Below are 15,058 nucleotides of genomic sequence, written 5' to 3' on the forward strand. Positions count from 1 at the left end.
ACTAAAAAAGGGACGCTATAGTAGCGTCCCTTTTTTGGTGTTTGTTCTAGGCTGGGGAATCTTAAGCCGCCACGGCCACCAGCGGCGCGAGGCGAGGAATGCGGCGGGTGCGCGACTTAAGAAACGCTACCACTTCGGCTTCCGACTGGTATTGCTCTCCCAGGTTTACAAAATGCCGGGCCAGCAAGTCGTAGCGGCGGGTCATGAGGTAAGCGAAGATGTGCAGGAAGTGGATTCCGTCGAAGACCACGGCCTGGTTCTGGGTGTACTGGTCGAGGTTCTGGCGGAAGTGGGCCGGGTGCTCCGTCCAGTGCAGGGCGGGCTTGAGGTGGTGACTGATGTGGTAACCGTCGTTCCAGCACTTGTGGTTGTACTTGGTGTTGATGCAGGTCACGCTGTTGGTGTAGCAATTATCGGGAGTAGCCGCATCAATAAAGGCGTGCTGGCTCCAGTTGCCGAGCATCATTACGGCCCGCGTCACGATGACGGGCAATATCAGCACGGCCAGCGTGGCGGGCAGGTTCACAAAGGCCAGCACCAGACAAGTCAGCAGGTAAATTACTTCGCCGCGCAGCAGCCGAAACCGCAGCTTGGGCTTGCTGGTCCGCCCCAGGTAGAGCACCAGCTTCGGAATGCCCAGCAGAAAAAAATCGGCTAGATAGCGGCCAAAGCTGGCTACCGAGTCGCGCTGATAATACATGGTGGAGCTTTCGTCGTCAGGCAGGTTGTTTTCGGGATGGTGCATTCCCAGGTGGTGGGTGAGGTAGGTTTCGGGCGTTTGCCCAAACAGCGGCCCAATTACCCACGGAATGTAATGGTTGAGCCGGGCGTACTTCTTCTTAAACAAAATGCGGTGACTGGTGCAGTGCAGCATCAGCCCAAACGGCCCTTTGAAGTAGAAAGTCGTCAGCCCCAGGTACACGGCAAACACTGCCCACCACCATGCGGCGGGCAACCCGGGCACAAACAACAGCCCTACCAGCGGGAGCAGCGTCACGGATATTTCCAGAATGAGGTACACAAAAGGCAAGTCCCGCTTATCCTGCAGAAACTGCAACAACCAAGCGTCGAGCCGGGAAATGGGGGCCGCCGGGTCGTAGACCGGGTCGGTGAGAGCAACCAAATACTTCATGCGCAGATACTGGCCGAAACGCTCGGCCGGGAATGGAGACAACGACTAAATAGAAACCCGGAAATAAATATGCGCCGCGACTCAAGGGTCACGACCTAAAAAGCGCACGAATTAGAGCGGCGGAATAGCAGCCGTAAATACTAGTTGGGAGTATAACGGCCCAGTAGGTAGAATAAGTCCAATGCTGGGAGCAAGATAACCAGATTCTCATGGCTGGGCCCCAGCGGGTCTGGTTTCGCTGGGTTCAGGAGCCGGCCAAAATCGAACTCGGGCCCGGTAGCCTAACTACCGGCGGGCCGCTGAATCTATTGGAAAGGCACTAACTGGGCAGCAGAACCGTTACGATGGCAGCTTTGGCGTTGACGTGGTCGGGCCTGGTCGGTTTTCTTTTTCTTCAGACTCAGTATGAAAAGAATCTTGTTGGCTGCGGCCCTGCTGTTAGGCATTCAGGAAAGAAGCATTGCGCAAACGGCTGCCACTGCCCACTCTGCCGGAATGGCTGCTACGAGCTTAGAAAGCCGTATTAGTCAGTACTACGCCGACCTGCAGCAGCGCCTGCGCGAGGTGTACTTTGCCCCTAGCGACGGACGGGCAATTTCCCTATTGAGCAACCTGATGACCGAGTTTACGGCCCGCCGTAAAGCTCTGATAGCCGAAGCTCAACCTGCCGGTCGCAGTGGGCTTAAGCCTACTGCGGCCTGGATGCAGGAGCAGCAAGCGTTACTCAGCAGTAGCAACGCTACCAAAATGGCCGCTCGTCGTCAGCAGAACCTGGCCCTGGATCAGGCTTTCAAGCGTTTTGAGGCAGCCCAGCTCCCGAACCTACAGCCTGTGGCCCCGCCTACCGAGCAGTAATCTAGGCCACGGTTTCCACCTTTCCCAGGACGGCATACCAGGCCGTCCTTTTTTGTTTTGCTTGCTCGATACGCCAAAATCCCTTCAAGCGCAACCTTTCCCGGCCGCTGATTCATGGGTAACTTTACTCTTATTAAATTCTGAACGGTGGAGGCTGAAAGATTGACTTTTCATTCACCATTCAGAATTCAACACTCAGAATTCCCCGGAAGATGCCCGTATTCTCCCACCTGCACTGCCACACCCAATATTCCCTGCTCGACGGCCAGGCTAGCATCAGCGCCCTGATGAAAAAGGCCCAGGCCGACGGCATGCCCGCCGTGGCTCTCACCGACCACGGCAATATGTTTGGCGCGTTCAACTTCGTGGCCGAAGCCAATAAGTACAACGTGAAGCCCATCGTCGGCTGCGAGTTTTACCTGGTGGAAGACCGGCACAAGAAGAGCTTCAGCCGGGAAAAAGGCGAGCGGGACGTGCGCCACCACCAGCTCTTGCTGGCCAAGGACCAGGCCGGCTATCAGAACCTGGCCAAGCTCTGCTCCATGAGCTTCATCGAGGGTGTGTACTCCAAGTACCCGCGCATCGACAAGGAACTGCTGCTCCAGTACCACGAGGGTCTGATTGCCACCTCCTGCTGCATCGGTGCCGAAATCCCGCAGGCCCTGCTCTGGAAAACCGAGGAGGAAGCCGAGAAGCAGCTCAAGTGGTGGCTCGACGTGTTTGGCGACGACTACTACATCGAAATCCAGCGCCACGGCATCGAGAACATCGACAACACCGGTAAAAGCCAGGAAGACCTCAATCAGGTGCTGCTGCGCTGGGCCCAGAAGTACAACGTCAAGGTCATCTGCACCAACGACTCGCACTACGTCAACCAAGAGGACTTCGCGCCCCACGATTTGCTCCTGTGCGTGAACACCGGGGAAGAGTACAGCATTCCGGTCGGCGACTTCCAGACCAAGTACTTTCGCCTGATTTCGGGCGAAAAACAGGTCCTCTACGACCATCTCGACAACCTGCGCCCCCTGGCCAGCTCCGACGACTCGGTGCGCCGCCAGCTCATGCGCATCGACGAGGAAGCGCAGATGCCCCGCCCCCGCTCCCGCTTTGGCTTCCCCAACGACCAGTTCTTCTTCAAGAGCCAGGAGCAGATGAACCAGTTGTTCAGCGACGTGCCGGAAAGTGTGGACAACACCAACGAAATCGTTGATAAAATCACGCCGCCCAAGCTGCAGCGCGACATTCTGCTGCCCAACTTCCCCATTCCCGCGCCCTTTGCCAACGCCGACGAGTTTCTGCGCGAGCTGACCTACGTGGGGGCTTTCGGGCCGAGTGCGGGCAAAGGCATCGTGACGATGACCAAACCGCCCCGCTATTCCGAGCGCACGCCCGAAATTGAGGAGCGCCTGGACTACGAGCTGCGCATCATCGAGACGATGGGTTTTGCCGGCTATTTCCTTATCACCCAGGACTTCATCAACCACGGCCGCAGTGTGGGCGTGGCCGTAGGGCCGGGTCGGGGCTCGGCTGCCGGTTCGGCCGTGGCCTACTGCGTGGGTATCACCAACATCGACCCGATTAAGTACTCGTTGCTGTTCGAGCGTTTCCTCAACCCGGAGCGCGTGTCCATGCCCGATATTGATATCGACTTCGACGACGTGAACCGCCAGCGCGTCATCGACTATGTGGTGGATAAGTACGGCAAGACGCAGGTAGCCCAGATTATCACCTTCGGTACCATGGCCGCCAAGTCCAGCATCAAGGACGTGGCCCGGGCTATGGAGCTGCCCCTACCGCTGACCAACGAGTTGGCCAAAATGGTACCCGAAAAGCCCGGCACCACGCTGGCCGGGGCCTTTGCTGAAAACCAGGAGCTGGACATGATCCGGCGCGACGACGCGCCCGACAACCTGCGCGGACAGATTCTGCGCCTGGCTGAAAAGCTCGAAGGCTCGGTCCGCAACACCGGTATTCACGCGGCCGGCGTCATCATCGCCCCCGACGACATCACCAAGTACATTCCGGTGTCCACCTCCAAGGACTCGGACCTGCTCGTGACCCAGTTCGACGGCAAGGTGATTGAGAGTGCCGGGATGCTGAAGATGGACTTTCTGGGCCTGAAAACCCTGACCATCATCGTCGATGCCCTGGAGCTCATTAAGAAGAATCACGGCGTCGATATCAACATCGACGACATCCCGCTCGACGACCCCAAAACCTACGAGCTCTACCAGCGCGGCGACACCATCGGCACGTTCCAGTTTGAATCCGAGGGCATGCGCATGTACCTCAAGGACCTCAAGCCGACCAACATCGAGGACCTGATTGCCATGAACGCCTTATACCGCCCGGGTCCGATGCAGTTCATTCCGAACTTCATCAACCGCAAGCACGGCCGCGAGGAAGTGGAATACCCGCACGAGCTGCTGGAGCCCATTCTGAACTACTCCCAGGGCATCATGGTGTACCAGGAGCAGATCATGCAGGCCGCCCAGATTCTGGCCGGCTACTCCCTCGGTGGTGCCGACTTGCTGCGCCGGGCCATGGGTAAGAAAGACATGAAGAAGATGGCCCAGGAGCGGGAGAAATTCTGCAAGGGCGCGGCCGAGCTGCACGGCATCAAGGAAAAGAAGGCCAACGAGGTGTTCGACGTGATGGAGAAGTTTGCGGCCTACGGCTTCAACCGCTCTCACTCGGCTGCCTACTCGGTGGTGGCTTACCAGACCGGCTACCTCAAGGCCAACTACCCCGCCGAGTACATGGCCGCCGTGCTGACCAACAACATGTCGGACATCAAGAAAGTGACCTTCTTTATTGAGGAAGCCCGCCGCCAGGGCGTGGCCGTACTCGGGCCCGACGTGAACGAATCCATCCTCAAGTTCAACGTAAACGAAAAGGGCCAGATCCGCTTCGGGATGGCCGCCGTGAAAGGTGCTGGCGAGGCCGCTATTGAGAACATCGTGGCCGAGCGGGCTAAAAAGGGCCCGTTCACCGATATTTTCGACTTCTCCAAGCGCGTCAACTTGCGGGCCGTCAACAAGAAGACCTTCGAAAGCCTGGCCCTGTCGGGGGCCTTCGACTCGTTTGAGCGCTACCACCGCCGGCAGTTTGTAGAAGCTCCCTCGGGCGACCAGAACCTCATTGACAAGGCTGTGCGCATGGGCCAGCAGTACCAGGCCGACCAGGACTCGGCCCAGCAAAGCTTGTTTGGCGGCGGGGCCTTCGGAGCCGTGGCCATGCCCCTGCCCAAGGTGGCCGACATGGAGCCCTGGCCCGCTACCGAGCAGCTGCGCCGCGAAAAGGAAGTGGTAGGCTTCTACCTCTCGGGCCACCCGCTGGACGATTTCAAGCTGGAAATCGACTCCTACTGCACCTGCGGTCTAGACAAGGTGGAGAACTACAAAAACCGCGAGGTGACGGTAGCCGGGCTGATTTCGAACGTCATGTTCAAAACCACCAAGACCGGGCAGCCCTTCGTCTCATTCAGCGTGGAAGATTACGAGTCGTCCTTGAACCTGGCCTTGTTCCGCGACGACTACAGCCGTTTCTCGGCCCTGATTAACCCTCGCAACTACGACAAGGAGCAGGTGCCGCCCATGTACATCCGCGGCAAGTACGCCCAGCGCTTCCGCGACTCCGACCAGTTCGAGTTCAAGATTCTGACTATGGAGCCCCTGTTCAACGTGGCCGAAAAGCTAGCCAACGGCGTGCGGGTCCAGCTCGACCTACGCACCATTACCGAGCCCTTCATGGACCGGTTTATGGAGGCTGTAGAAGGGTGCGCGGGCTCGAAAAAACTGGAAATCAAGTTTGCCGAGCCCCACGAGCACCTCACCGTCGACACCTACTCGCGGCGTTACCGCATCGAGCCCAAGGAGTTTATCCGCAAGATGCGGGCTATGGAAATTGAGGCCTGCCAGCTGATCTGAGTTGATATATCCGCACAAAAAAGGGAGCCAGAATCTGGCTCCCTTTTTTGTTTCCACTGTTCAACTACTTACCAGTTAGGAATTGCGGCGCGCATCGTCATCGGTGGAGTAGCCAGTGCGCTGGGTCGAGGCATCGTTGATGCGCTCCACATCGACTTCGGTTTTGCGCACCGTGTCGCGGATGGTTTCTTCGCGCTCAGTTACTTCTTTACCCAGCGTTACTTCTTCCACGACGCGGGCTTCTTTGCCTACTACGGCGCGCTCGGCACTTTCCGTAATTTCGATTTCACCTTCCTTAAAGGCGTTAAAGTCGGCTTCCGTGGCCGGACGGTTAACGGCATGACGCTCTACGCTCACGTGCTCTTCGCGCAAACGTACACTGGCTTCTACCGGGCGCTCTACAATGCGGCTGCGCAGACGGGCACCACCCGTTTGCTCTACCCGCTTACCTACCTGCAGGTTCTCTTCAATTACTTGCGCCGACAAGCCTTCCTGGCCCGTGGCAGCGGCACCCGCCTGGTAGTTGTTCGCTCCGGCGTAGCCCGTCTGGGCGGCGCGCTCATCCACATCGACGGCGCCGGCGTTGTCCAGGATTTCGGCAGCCTGGCGAGCATGCTCTGCCGACTGGCAATGTACCGTCAGGATTGAGTGGCCCTGGCGAGCAACGTGTGAGTAACGGCGCGCATCTTCGGTGTCGTCGCCCCCAAACAAATTGCTAAAGAAGTTGCTGATACCATCACCGGTGCGGCCAGCGGCGTCGCCTACGGCTTCGGTAGCGGTACCGCTGGTATTCTGATAGTTGCTGCTATTGGCAGTGGCCGTGCTACCGCTGGTAGCGGCACCGCCGGAAGAAATATCAACGTTTTCCTGGGTAAAACCGGCGGCAATAAGTTGGCGCGAAGCCTGCTGAGCGGTCTGAATGTTATCGAAGATTCCTACTACGGTCTGGTTCATGGTGAAAGAATTAGGGTTGGGAAATGGGAAGTATCAATAGGTGGGTTTTACTGGGTTGGCGGCCCTCCTGGGGCCGCAGATGTTGCCTCAGTGCCTGAACTCCGGTCGACACGGATTTCTTCGTGTCGCAGCGTAATAGGCTGCGTCAGCGTGGTGGTCTGGGTGCGTTTGGTTACCCGAATTTCTTCTACTACCAGCAGGCGCGTCACGACTACCTCGCGCAGCACCGGAATGATGGTAGTGTCGCCATCGTAGCGCAGTCCGGGAGTCGCGGCTCCATCGGCTACAAACTGGTTAACGGGCACCCGCTCGACCAGCACTTCTTCGTGCTGCAACGGAATTTCGAGCATTTCTTCCCGCTCGTGGACCGTTTTGGCCAAGCGTACCCGCCCACTTTCCACCACTTCCCGATTGATAACGGCCTGTTCTTCGATGACCGGAATAACCAGGGGCTGCCCAGTAGCTGCAGTGGCCGGACGGAGCGTCTCAGAAGGAGTGATAGAGGGGCGGTTAGGTTCCATGGGGCAGTCTTACGCTACCCTTTTTTCGATGGTTCCCACTGCTCAGCTAAGGCTTCTCCTTACCTCAACAAGAGTTTTAGCACTATAAAAGCCCTGATTGATACATGGTTATATTTTAATACATAGCCTTGACTTCCAGTCAGCCGATAATAAGCCTCCCTATCAACTCAGCAGCAGAATTGGACAATAGCCACGTCTATAATATTGAATTAAAACATGATTTTTTATTGCCTATTCAAAATACCAGTAGTTGGAGGACTCACAAAAATTTAATTTCAATAATTATTGAAAGTTTAAAATACTCTCTTACATTTGAGCCATGCAACTCGACGAAGCCAAACGCAGATTCATCGAAGGCTGGGGCACCCTGGGCTCGGCCTGGGGCGTAAGCCGCACGATGGCGCAGGTACACGCCCTGTTGCTGGTGTCGCTAGGAGCCTTGAGCACCGAGGATATTATGGAGCAGCTTCAGATTTCGCGGGGCAACGTGAACATGAACGTGCGCGCCCTCATGGACTGGGGCATCGTGCGCAAAGAGCTGCGGCCCGGAGAGCGGCGCGAATTTTTTTCGGCCGAAAAGGACATCCACCGCGTGGCCACCCTTATTCTAAAGGAGCGCCGCCGCCGGGAGTTGGAGCCTATTGTGCGCGTGCTCGGTGAAATCCGGCAGGTAGAGCCCTCCGCTACGGCCACACCCGAAGAAACGGAAGCCTTCACCCAGATGATTGGCAGCATCCAAAACTTCGCCGAGTTTGCTGACCGCGCCGCGGCTACGCTTATCAAGGCTGACGAAAACTGGTTCCTGAGCACCTTTATGAAGCTTATGCGGCCTGGCCCGTAACGGGCATATTTTTTTACTTATTGCTTTCAATTTTTACTGAAAGTTTAATAACAAATACGCGCTTAATAGCCCAGCCTTTCTTCTTCCACTCAACGCTTTTGCAGTATGGAACGGCCCAAAATGATACTTGCCGGGGGCACCGGATTTCTCGGCAAACACCTGACCCGCTACTTCACCCTGCTGGGCTATCAGGTTATTGTGTTGAGTCGCCGACCCGTTGCCGGTCAGGTTGCGTGGAATGGCCGGACGCTGGGCGGGTGGGCAGCGGAGTTAGAAGGCGCGGCCGTGGTGCTGAATCTGGCAGGCCGCACCGTCGACTGCCGCTACACGGCCGCCAACCGGTACGCTATTACCCGCAGCCGCACTGAAAGCACCCGGGTGCTGGGTCAGGCCATTGCCGCCTGCCAGTCTCCCCCACCCGTTTGGCTGAACCTGTCCACAGCCACCATTTACACTGACACTCCGGCCAATGAGCCCGCCAACACCGAAGCCGCCGGCGTGATTGGGCGCAACTTTTCCGAAATGGTGGCCCAGCGCTGGGAAGCCGAATTCTGGTTGGCGGCCACGCCCCGCACCCGCCGGCTGGCCTTGCGCACGGCCATCGTGCTGGGCGCCGATGGTGGCGCCTTGCCGGTTGTGGCGCGCCTGGCCCGCTTGGGGCTGGGTACGCCCCAGGGCACAGGCCAGCAGTGGATAAGCTGGCTGCACGTGCTGGATTTTTGCCGGGCGGTGGAATTTTTGCTGGCCCGTCCCGACCTGGATGGCGCCTTTAACCTTTGCGCCCCGCAGCCGCTCATCAACCGGGAGTTCAACGGCCTGCTCGACCATTACTACCAGCCCCGCTTCCACCTTCCCCAGCCGCGGTGGCTGCTCGAAATTGGGGCCTTTTTGCTCCGGACCGAAACCGAGCTGATTCTGAAAAGCCGCAAGGTAATACCCGAGCGGCTCGAGCAGGCCGGTTTTCGGTTCCAGTTCCCGACCTGCGACCAGGCCCTGGCCGACCTGGTACCCCAGCTCCCCTAGCCTCACTTTTAGATTCTATTTCCGCGCTTCTTATTCGTCTTTTTCACTTTTAACCGCTTACCGTCATGAACTACCACTTGCTTGTTTACGGGGTGTATCTGCCCGTCACGGTTCTGCTCACGGTGTGGGTAGCCCGCACGCTCTTCACGAATGGCCGCACGTTTCTGGTCGATATTTTCCACGGCAATGAGCACCTGGCGGATTCCGTCAATAAGCTCCTGCTCACGGGGTTCTACCTCATCAACATCGGGTATGCCACTCTGACGCTACGCAGTACCGATGAAATTTCCAGCTACCAAGCCAGCGTCGAGACGCTGAGCATCAAGATTGGCACCATCATCCTGATTTTGGGTGCCATGCACTTCTTTAATCTGTACGTGTTCTATAAACTACGCCACCGGGCCCAGGAATATGCCCGCACCTATGAGTTCGTGGTCGATAAGAAGCTTTAAAGGCGACTTTCCCCGGGTTGGGCTTACGCGGAGCCCAGCCCGGGGAAAGCAATTATGGCCGGGTTTGGGCAGGATATGACAAGCTGGCCGGATGAAACTTTCCGGCTCAAGTCTTGTTGAACTCCCAATCTGCTACCTTGCAGCCCCAAGTTTCGTAAGGAGCAGTTTCATTGTCACCACAAACCCCCTATTGTCATGGGACATAAAGCCATCGAGATTACCGATGCTAACTTCGACCAAATCATCAACTCCGATAAACCCGTGCTCGTGGATTTCTGGGCCGAGTGGTGCGGTCCGTGCCGCATGGTGGGCCCGGTAGTTGAAGAGCTGGCCGGTGAATACGAAGGCAAAGCCATTATCGGCAAAGTTGACGTAGACTCCAACCCCCAGACCTCGGCCAAATTCGGCATCCGCAGCATTCCGACGCTGCTCGTGTTCAAGAATGGCCAGATCGTGGACAAGCAAGTAGGCGCCGTGCCCAAGCACGTGTTGGCCCAGAAACTTGATGCCCAGGTAACCGTCTAACCCCCGTTAGCGGCCTACTACATACTAAAAAAGCCCTGCCGCTCTGATGAGCGGCAGGGCTTTTTTGGGCCTATTAAGCAACGTCAGTAGCTCTCGTCAGGGTTGCTGGCGCGGGCCTCGGTGGGCGGAGTCTGGGTGGCTTTCACGCCGCCAAACAGCTTGAAGTTGGGGGCAAACATGATGGGTAGCGTGTAGGTCATGGCCGTGGGCACGTTGTACTCGCGCCCGGGCTTGAAGGCGGGCAAAGCAGCCACTACCCGGCGGGCTTCAATATCGACTTCGGGTGCTAGTCCCCGTACCACGCGCACTTGGCTTACCCGGCCGTCTTCACCCACCGTGTAGGACACGTACACTTTGCCCGTAATATTCTTGCGCCGGGCAGCTTTCGAATAAATCGTGTTGCGGGCCAAATACTGCATCAGCGCTGCCTGCCCCCCGGAAACTCGGCGGCCTGTCGGCGCCGCGGCACGCCGGCATACAGCTCGCCCTCCAGGTTGAAAAACTTCAGATTGGTGCTGCGCCCGTTTTCGAGCCGCTCGATGGCGCTGAGTTGGCCCGTGTCGTAGTAGTAGCGCCACTCGCCATGCGGCCGGCTGGATACATAGGTGCCCTCCGAGCGTTTCTGTCCGTTGCGGTGCACGCTAAGCCACTTGCCCGTGCGCATACCATCGGCGTACTCCCCACGCTGACTCACCTTGCCATCTTCATACCACGACACGTACACACCATCGGCCTCATCATTGTGGTAGTGCACCTGCGCCGACTTGTTGCCATTGGGATGATACCAGGTAAACAAGCCGTTGCGCACGGCTGGCTCCAGGCCCGTAAGAGTACCGCGCAATAATAAGGTACCGTTCAAGGCATAGTCGCGCATGGCGTAGCCGCCTTCCCCTTTTTTGCGGTCCACAACGCGGTAATGGGTGGCACTATCGGGTACGGTTTCCTCGTCATGGGCATTCAGATATACTGCGGGCAGGCTTTGCGCACGAGCCGCCGGCCCCAGGGCTGCCGTCGCCAAAAATGCAATGAGAAGCGCTTTCATGAAGTTGCAGATAAATACCAGCCAAGGAAAGATACTTACTTACTTGATACTAGCCAAGTAGCGGGATACCAGACTCTAAATCTACGGCATTCACAGCTTGTTCACTACACTTCCCGCTCAAAATTTAGACCGTGCGTTTCCAGGAATAATACAGGAATCTACAAGTACTTTGCTAGGGACGCATGCATAAAAGGGCCAGCTTCGGCTGCCGTGAAGCAGGAAGCTGGCCCTTGTCAGAATAATGGGCAACCGCGAAAAGCTACTGGAGCTGAATGGCCCGGTTCATGGTTTCCTCCAGCGAAATGAGCGTTTCCGTCCGCTCAATGCCTTCAATGAGCTGCACCCGGTCGTGGAGTACGTCGCGCAGGTGCTGGGTGTCGCGGCACACGAGGCGGGCAAATACGCCGTAGGCTCCGGTAGTGAAATGAATGCTCACTACTTCTGGGATTTCGCGCAGTTGCTCCACGACGCTGGCGTATACTGAGCTCTTAAGCAGATAAATTCCCAGGAAGGCACTCACACCGTAGCCCAGCTTCTGATAATCAATTTTGAGGGTGGCACCTTTCACAATGCCCAATTCCTCTAAACGGGCCATGCGGACGTGCACTGTGCCCCCCGAGACATGCACCTTGCGGGCAATTTCGGTGTACGGAATCTTGGCATCCTCAATTAAGAGGGCCAGTATTTTGCGGTCGGTGTCGTCAAGTTCGTAATTGCGGGCCATTTTTCAGCAGGTTGATTGCCTGATTTGCAAATCTTATTCAGTGATACTAAAAAGTATGTAAATTTCACACCATATGTCTGCGATTATTTTATTTATTTAATTGAAATCCTAAATTTGTCATAATCCAACACAAACGGTATTGGACCCTTCCTGTAGGATGATGAAACTGGCAGACATGCCCTCCTCTCTCGGGGGTGGTGATTTGGGAGAAACTGGTCCGGCGGCCGGCTAACTACACCGTGGAGGTTCGAACCCTTCTTCTACAGCTGATTAGTTGGATAATGTGAGGAGGGAAAAAACAGGACGTATCTGGGTGGGTACGTTCTTATTCAAGAGGCTGCATCTGGGTGGGTGCAGCCTTTTTTTATAGTAACAATCTGCTAACGAAGCCGTCGATTCTTTGCTTCTTTCGTCCAACCGGGTGCAAAGGAAATCAAAAAACAGAAGAACTAGAAAGCCGCCCTGTAAATGGCGCCGCAGAGCCGAGTGATATTCCAGGACGGTTACAGCAGGAGCCATTCGAGGAAAAAAACAGTTTTACGCTAGGCTACATCGGCCTTTAGCTATAAGGGAGTACAATTTGTAGCAAAAGGTTGCGCAGGGACAGCCACAAAAAGCAAAAAAGTCGCCGGGCCGCTGAATAAGCATTGACTTACTCAGCGGCCCGGCGACTTTTTTGGCCCTTAGCTTACCGGCGCGCTACCGGCGCGCTTTGCCGCTGGTGCTGCGCTTTGCCAGCATCCAAGAACTGGATAAACTTAGTGACATCCGACTCATAGGTTACGGCCGGAGTCAGCACCACCGGATTTTCGAGCGTGCTGCTGGGGCTGAGCAGGGTGTAATACGGCTGGGCATTCATGTTAAAACGACTGATCTGGAAGTCCAGGTTTTGCTCGCCGAGCGTCTTTTTTACCCGCTGGTCACGCTTCGAGGTATACCACTGGTCGGCGGGCAGCTCGGTTTTGTCGTCGGCGTACAGGGCCACGATGATGTAGTCTTCGCGCAGGCGCTGCAGCACCCGCGGGTCGCTCCAGACGCCGGCCTCCATTACCCGGCAGTTGCCGCAGTTGTGACCGGTAAAGTCAACGAAGATGGGTTTGTTTTGTTCTTTAGCGCAGGCCAAAGCCTCCTGCAGCGTGAAATAGCCCGACAGGTTATGGGGCAGCTCCAGGGCGTCGGCGTACCGGGGCGAGGTGCAGAGCGTGCTGGCCGTAGCCGAGGCCGGAGCAGTACCGGTATTGAACCAGGCAAAATCCTGGCGGGCGGGCGGTGGGGCCAGAGCCGATAGGGCATTGAGTGGGGCGCCAAACAAGCCAGGCACCATGTAGAGCATGAACGACAAGGCCACGGCGCCCAGCAACAGGTGGGGCACGCTCACGCGCGGATTGTCGCTGTCGTGGGGCAGGCGGATTTTACCCAGCAGATACATACCCAGCAAGCCCGCCAGCACAATCCAGATGGCCAGGAAAACCGGCCGCGGCAGCAGGCCCCAGTGGTAAGACAGGTCGGCGGAGCTGAGGAACTTGAAGGCCATGGCCAGCTCCACGAAGCCCAAAACAACTTTAAGCGTGTTGAGCCAGCCGCCTGAACGGGGCATGGATTTCAGCCAAGTCGGAAACAGGGCAAACAGCACGAAAGGCAGGGCAAAAGCCGTGGAAAAGGCCAGCATGCCTAGCGTGGGCCGCAGCAGCTCGCCATTGGCCGCCGCTATGGCCACCGAGCCGACGATGGGCACGGTACAGGAAAACGACACAAGTACCAACGTAGCAGCCATAAAGAACAGACCCGACCAGCCGCCCTGGTCGGCCTTGGCGTCTACTTTGTTGACTAGGCTGCTGGGCGCATTGATTTCGAACATGCCAAGGAAGGACATACCAAACAGCAGAAAAATCACGAACGAAAGTAGGTTGGGCAGCCAGTGGGAGCTGATAACGTTGGCGGCATCGGCGCCGAAAAGCAGGCTCAGCACTACGCCCACGCCGGTATAGATGCTGATAATCGACAATCCGTACACCAGAGCCTTGCTAGTGGCCTCACCCCGGCTGCTCTTGTTGGTAAAATACGAAACCGTCATGGGCAGCATGGGATACACACAGGGCATAAGCACGGCCACCAGGCCCGCTCCGAAGGCCAGCAACAGGTACTTCCACAAACTCAGGCCCGTGCCGGCGGGCGTATTGGAGCCTGCGGCCACCACGGTAGCAGCCCCAACGGCGGCCTCTGGCGCGGCCGGCGCTACGGCGGCAGAAGCGTCTGGAGTAGTGGTCGGGGCTGGCGCGGCGGCTACGGCGGCCGAATCGGTGGGGCGCGTTACGCTCGGGGCAGTGGACGCAGGAGTTGTGGCGGGGGCAGTAGCCGCTGGCGTGGCCACCGCAGCTGGGGAAGTAGCAGCAGGAGCAGCAGCGGCTACGGCCGGGCCACTCACCTCGATGGGGCCAAAGCTCAGGGTTTCGTTGCCGGGAATACAGCGGCCGTCCACGTCGGTGCAGCTTTGGTATTCCACATCGGCCTTAATGGTGAGCGGACCGGGCTGCAAAACCCGGATGCGCTGCCGGATCTGACCGGTTTTCTCGAAGTACGTGACGTCACCTTTGAACACGTCGTCGAACTTCTTTTTGGCCCCTACCGATTTAGGCTTGCCCACCAGCTCGTAAGCCGGGCTTTGAGCAAAGGCGAAGGTAAATACCGTGGGCCCCAGGTCGGGGTCAAAATCAGTGGCATAGAGATGCCAAGTGTTATCAATGCGGGCATTGACAATCAGGTCAAGTTCCTCTCCTGCCTTGGCCGTGGCCTGGCTGGTAGTAACGCTGAGCTTGGCGGGCGTGAGCACCTGGGCAGTGGCATTGCCGATAAGGAGCAGCAGAAACCACAGGGGTAGCAGTATTTTTTTATTAAAAAGCATGAAGCAGAGTTAGAACAACGACAACGTTGGGAACAAACAAAGTACGGCAGGAAGTGTCACAATCTTGTTATTAAGGCTGCGTCTGGCTCATTGCCCACCGCTCACTCAGCGTTCCAGCCGACCGCAATCAGCCCCGGATATCAACTGAGCCGGAACCG

Annotated in this window: 13 protein-coding genes; 6 read left to right on the forward strand and 7 right to left on the reverse strand. The window is 57.2% G+C overall.

The features are described 5' to 3' along the window. Positions 1–61: 61 nt before the first annotated feature. Positions 62–1,174 carry a fatty acid desaturase family protein gene (locus MUN80_RS25100; protein WP_311136258.1) on the reverse strand — a complete coding sequence of 371 codons (1,113 nt, stop codon included), beginning with the start codon at positions 1,172–1,174 and terminating at the stop codon, positions 62–64. Positions 1,175–1,537: 363 nt separating this feature from the next. Here MUN80_RS25100 and MUN80_RS25105 point away from each other — a divergent pair, with 363 nt between their 5' ends. Then, positions 1,538–1,987, forward strand: coding sequence for a hypothetical protein (locus MUN80_RS25105; protein ID WP_244717617.1), 450 nt, complete (start codon positions 1,538–1,540; stop codon positions 1,985–1,987). A gap of 212 nt (positions 1,988–2,199) precedes the next feature. Then, positions 2,200–5,916: a DNA polymerase III subunit alpha gene (gene dnaE, locus MUN80_RS25110; RefSeq protein WP_244717620.1), complete on the forward strand. Its 3,717-nt coding sequence runs from the start codon at positions 2,200–2,202 to the stop codon at positions 5,914–5,916. Between the two features lie 75 nt (positions 5,917–5,991). Here the strand turns inward: dnaE and MUN80_RS25115 are convergent, their stop codons facing one another. Both MUN80_RS25115 and MUN80_RS25120 read right to left on the reverse strand, forming a co-directional pair. Further along, entirely contained in the window at positions 5,992–6,870 is an 879-nt protein-coding gene (locus MUN80_RS25115) for a YsnF/AvaK domain-containing protein (protein ID WP_244717622.1), read from the reverse strand. 47 nt (positions 6,871–6,917) lie between these two features. Then, positions 6,918–7,391 carry a YsnF/AvaK domain-containing protein gene (locus MUN80_RS25120; protein WP_244717625.1) on the reverse strand — a complete coding sequence of 158 codons (474 nt, stop codon included), beginning with the start codon at positions 7,389–7,391 and terminating at the stop codon, positions 6,918–6,920. A gap of 319 nt (positions 7,392–7,710) precedes the next feature. On the opposite strand from MUN80_RS25120, the gene MUN80_RS25125 reads away from it, so the two are divergent. From MUN80_RS25125 to trxA, 4 genes are all read left to right on the forward strand, one after another. Next, on the forward strand, positions 7,711–8,232 hold the full coding sequence (locus tag MUN80_RS25125) for a GbsR/MarR family transcriptional regulator (protein WP_244717628.1): 522 nt from the start codon (positions 7,711–7,713) through the stop codon (positions 8,230–8,232). Between the two features lie 105 nt (positions 8,233–8,337). Further along, a complete protein-coding gene (locus MUN80_RS25130; RefSeq protein ID WP_244717630.1) occupies positions 8,338–9,255 on the forward strand; it encodes a TIGR01777 family oxidoreductase in 918 nt (305 codons plus the stop codon). A gap of 65 nt (positions 9,256–9,320) precedes the next feature. Further along, positions 9,321–9,707, forward strand: coding sequence for a hypothetical protein (locus tag MUN80_RS25135; protein WP_244717633.1), 387 nt, complete (start codon positions 9,321–9,323; stop codon positions 9,705–9,707). A gap of 195 nt (positions 9,708–9,902) precedes the next feature. Beyond that, a complete protein-coding gene (gene trxA, locus MUN80_RS25140) occupies positions 9,903–10,232 on the forward strand; it encodes a thioredoxin (RefSeq protein WP_100337575.1) in 330 nt (109 codons plus the stop codon). Between the two features lie 83 nt (positions 10,233–10,315). Here trxA and MUN80_RS25145 read toward each other — a convergent pair whose 3' ends face one another. From MUN80_RS25145 to MUN80_RS25160, 4 genes are all read right to left on the reverse strand, one after another. After that, positions 10,316–10,651: an energy transducer TonB gene (locus MUN80_RS25145; protein WP_244717636.1), complete on the reverse strand. Its 336-nt coding sequence runs from the start codon at positions 10,649–10,651 to the stop codon at positions 10,316–10,318. After that, positions 10,651–11,274, reverse strand: coding sequence for a toxin-antitoxin system YwqK family antitoxin (locus MUN80_RS25150; RefSeq protein WP_244717639.1), 624 nt, complete (start codon positions 11,272–11,274; stop codon positions 10,651–10,653). The genes MUN80_RS25145 and MUN80_RS25150 overlap by 1 nt, the downstream gene beginning before the upstream one ends. A 259-nt stretch (positions 11,275–11,533) precedes the next feature. Then, positions 11,534–11,998 (reverse strand): Lrp/AsnC ligand binding domain-containing protein, encoded by a 465-nt coding sequence (locus tag MUN80_RS25155; RefSeq protein ID WP_100337573.1) that lies wholly within the window; start codon positions 11,996–11,998, stop codon positions 11,534–11,536. Positions 11,999–12,686: 688 nt separating this feature from the next. Next, positions 12,687–14,900 (reverse strand): protein-disulfide reductase DsbD family protein, encoded by a 2,214-nt coding sequence (locus MUN80_RS25160; RefSeq protein WP_244717643.1) that lies wholly within the window; start codon positions 14,898–14,900, stop codon positions 12,687–12,689. Positions 14,901–15,058 lie beyond the last annotated feature (158 nt).

Origin of the sequence: Hymenobacter cellulosivorans, assembly GCF_022919135.1 — a bacterium.
In the GTDB taxonomy this organism is placed as follows: Bacteria; Bacteroidota; Bacteroidia; order Cytophagales; family Hymenobacteraceae; genus Hymenobacter; species Hymenobacter cellulosivorans.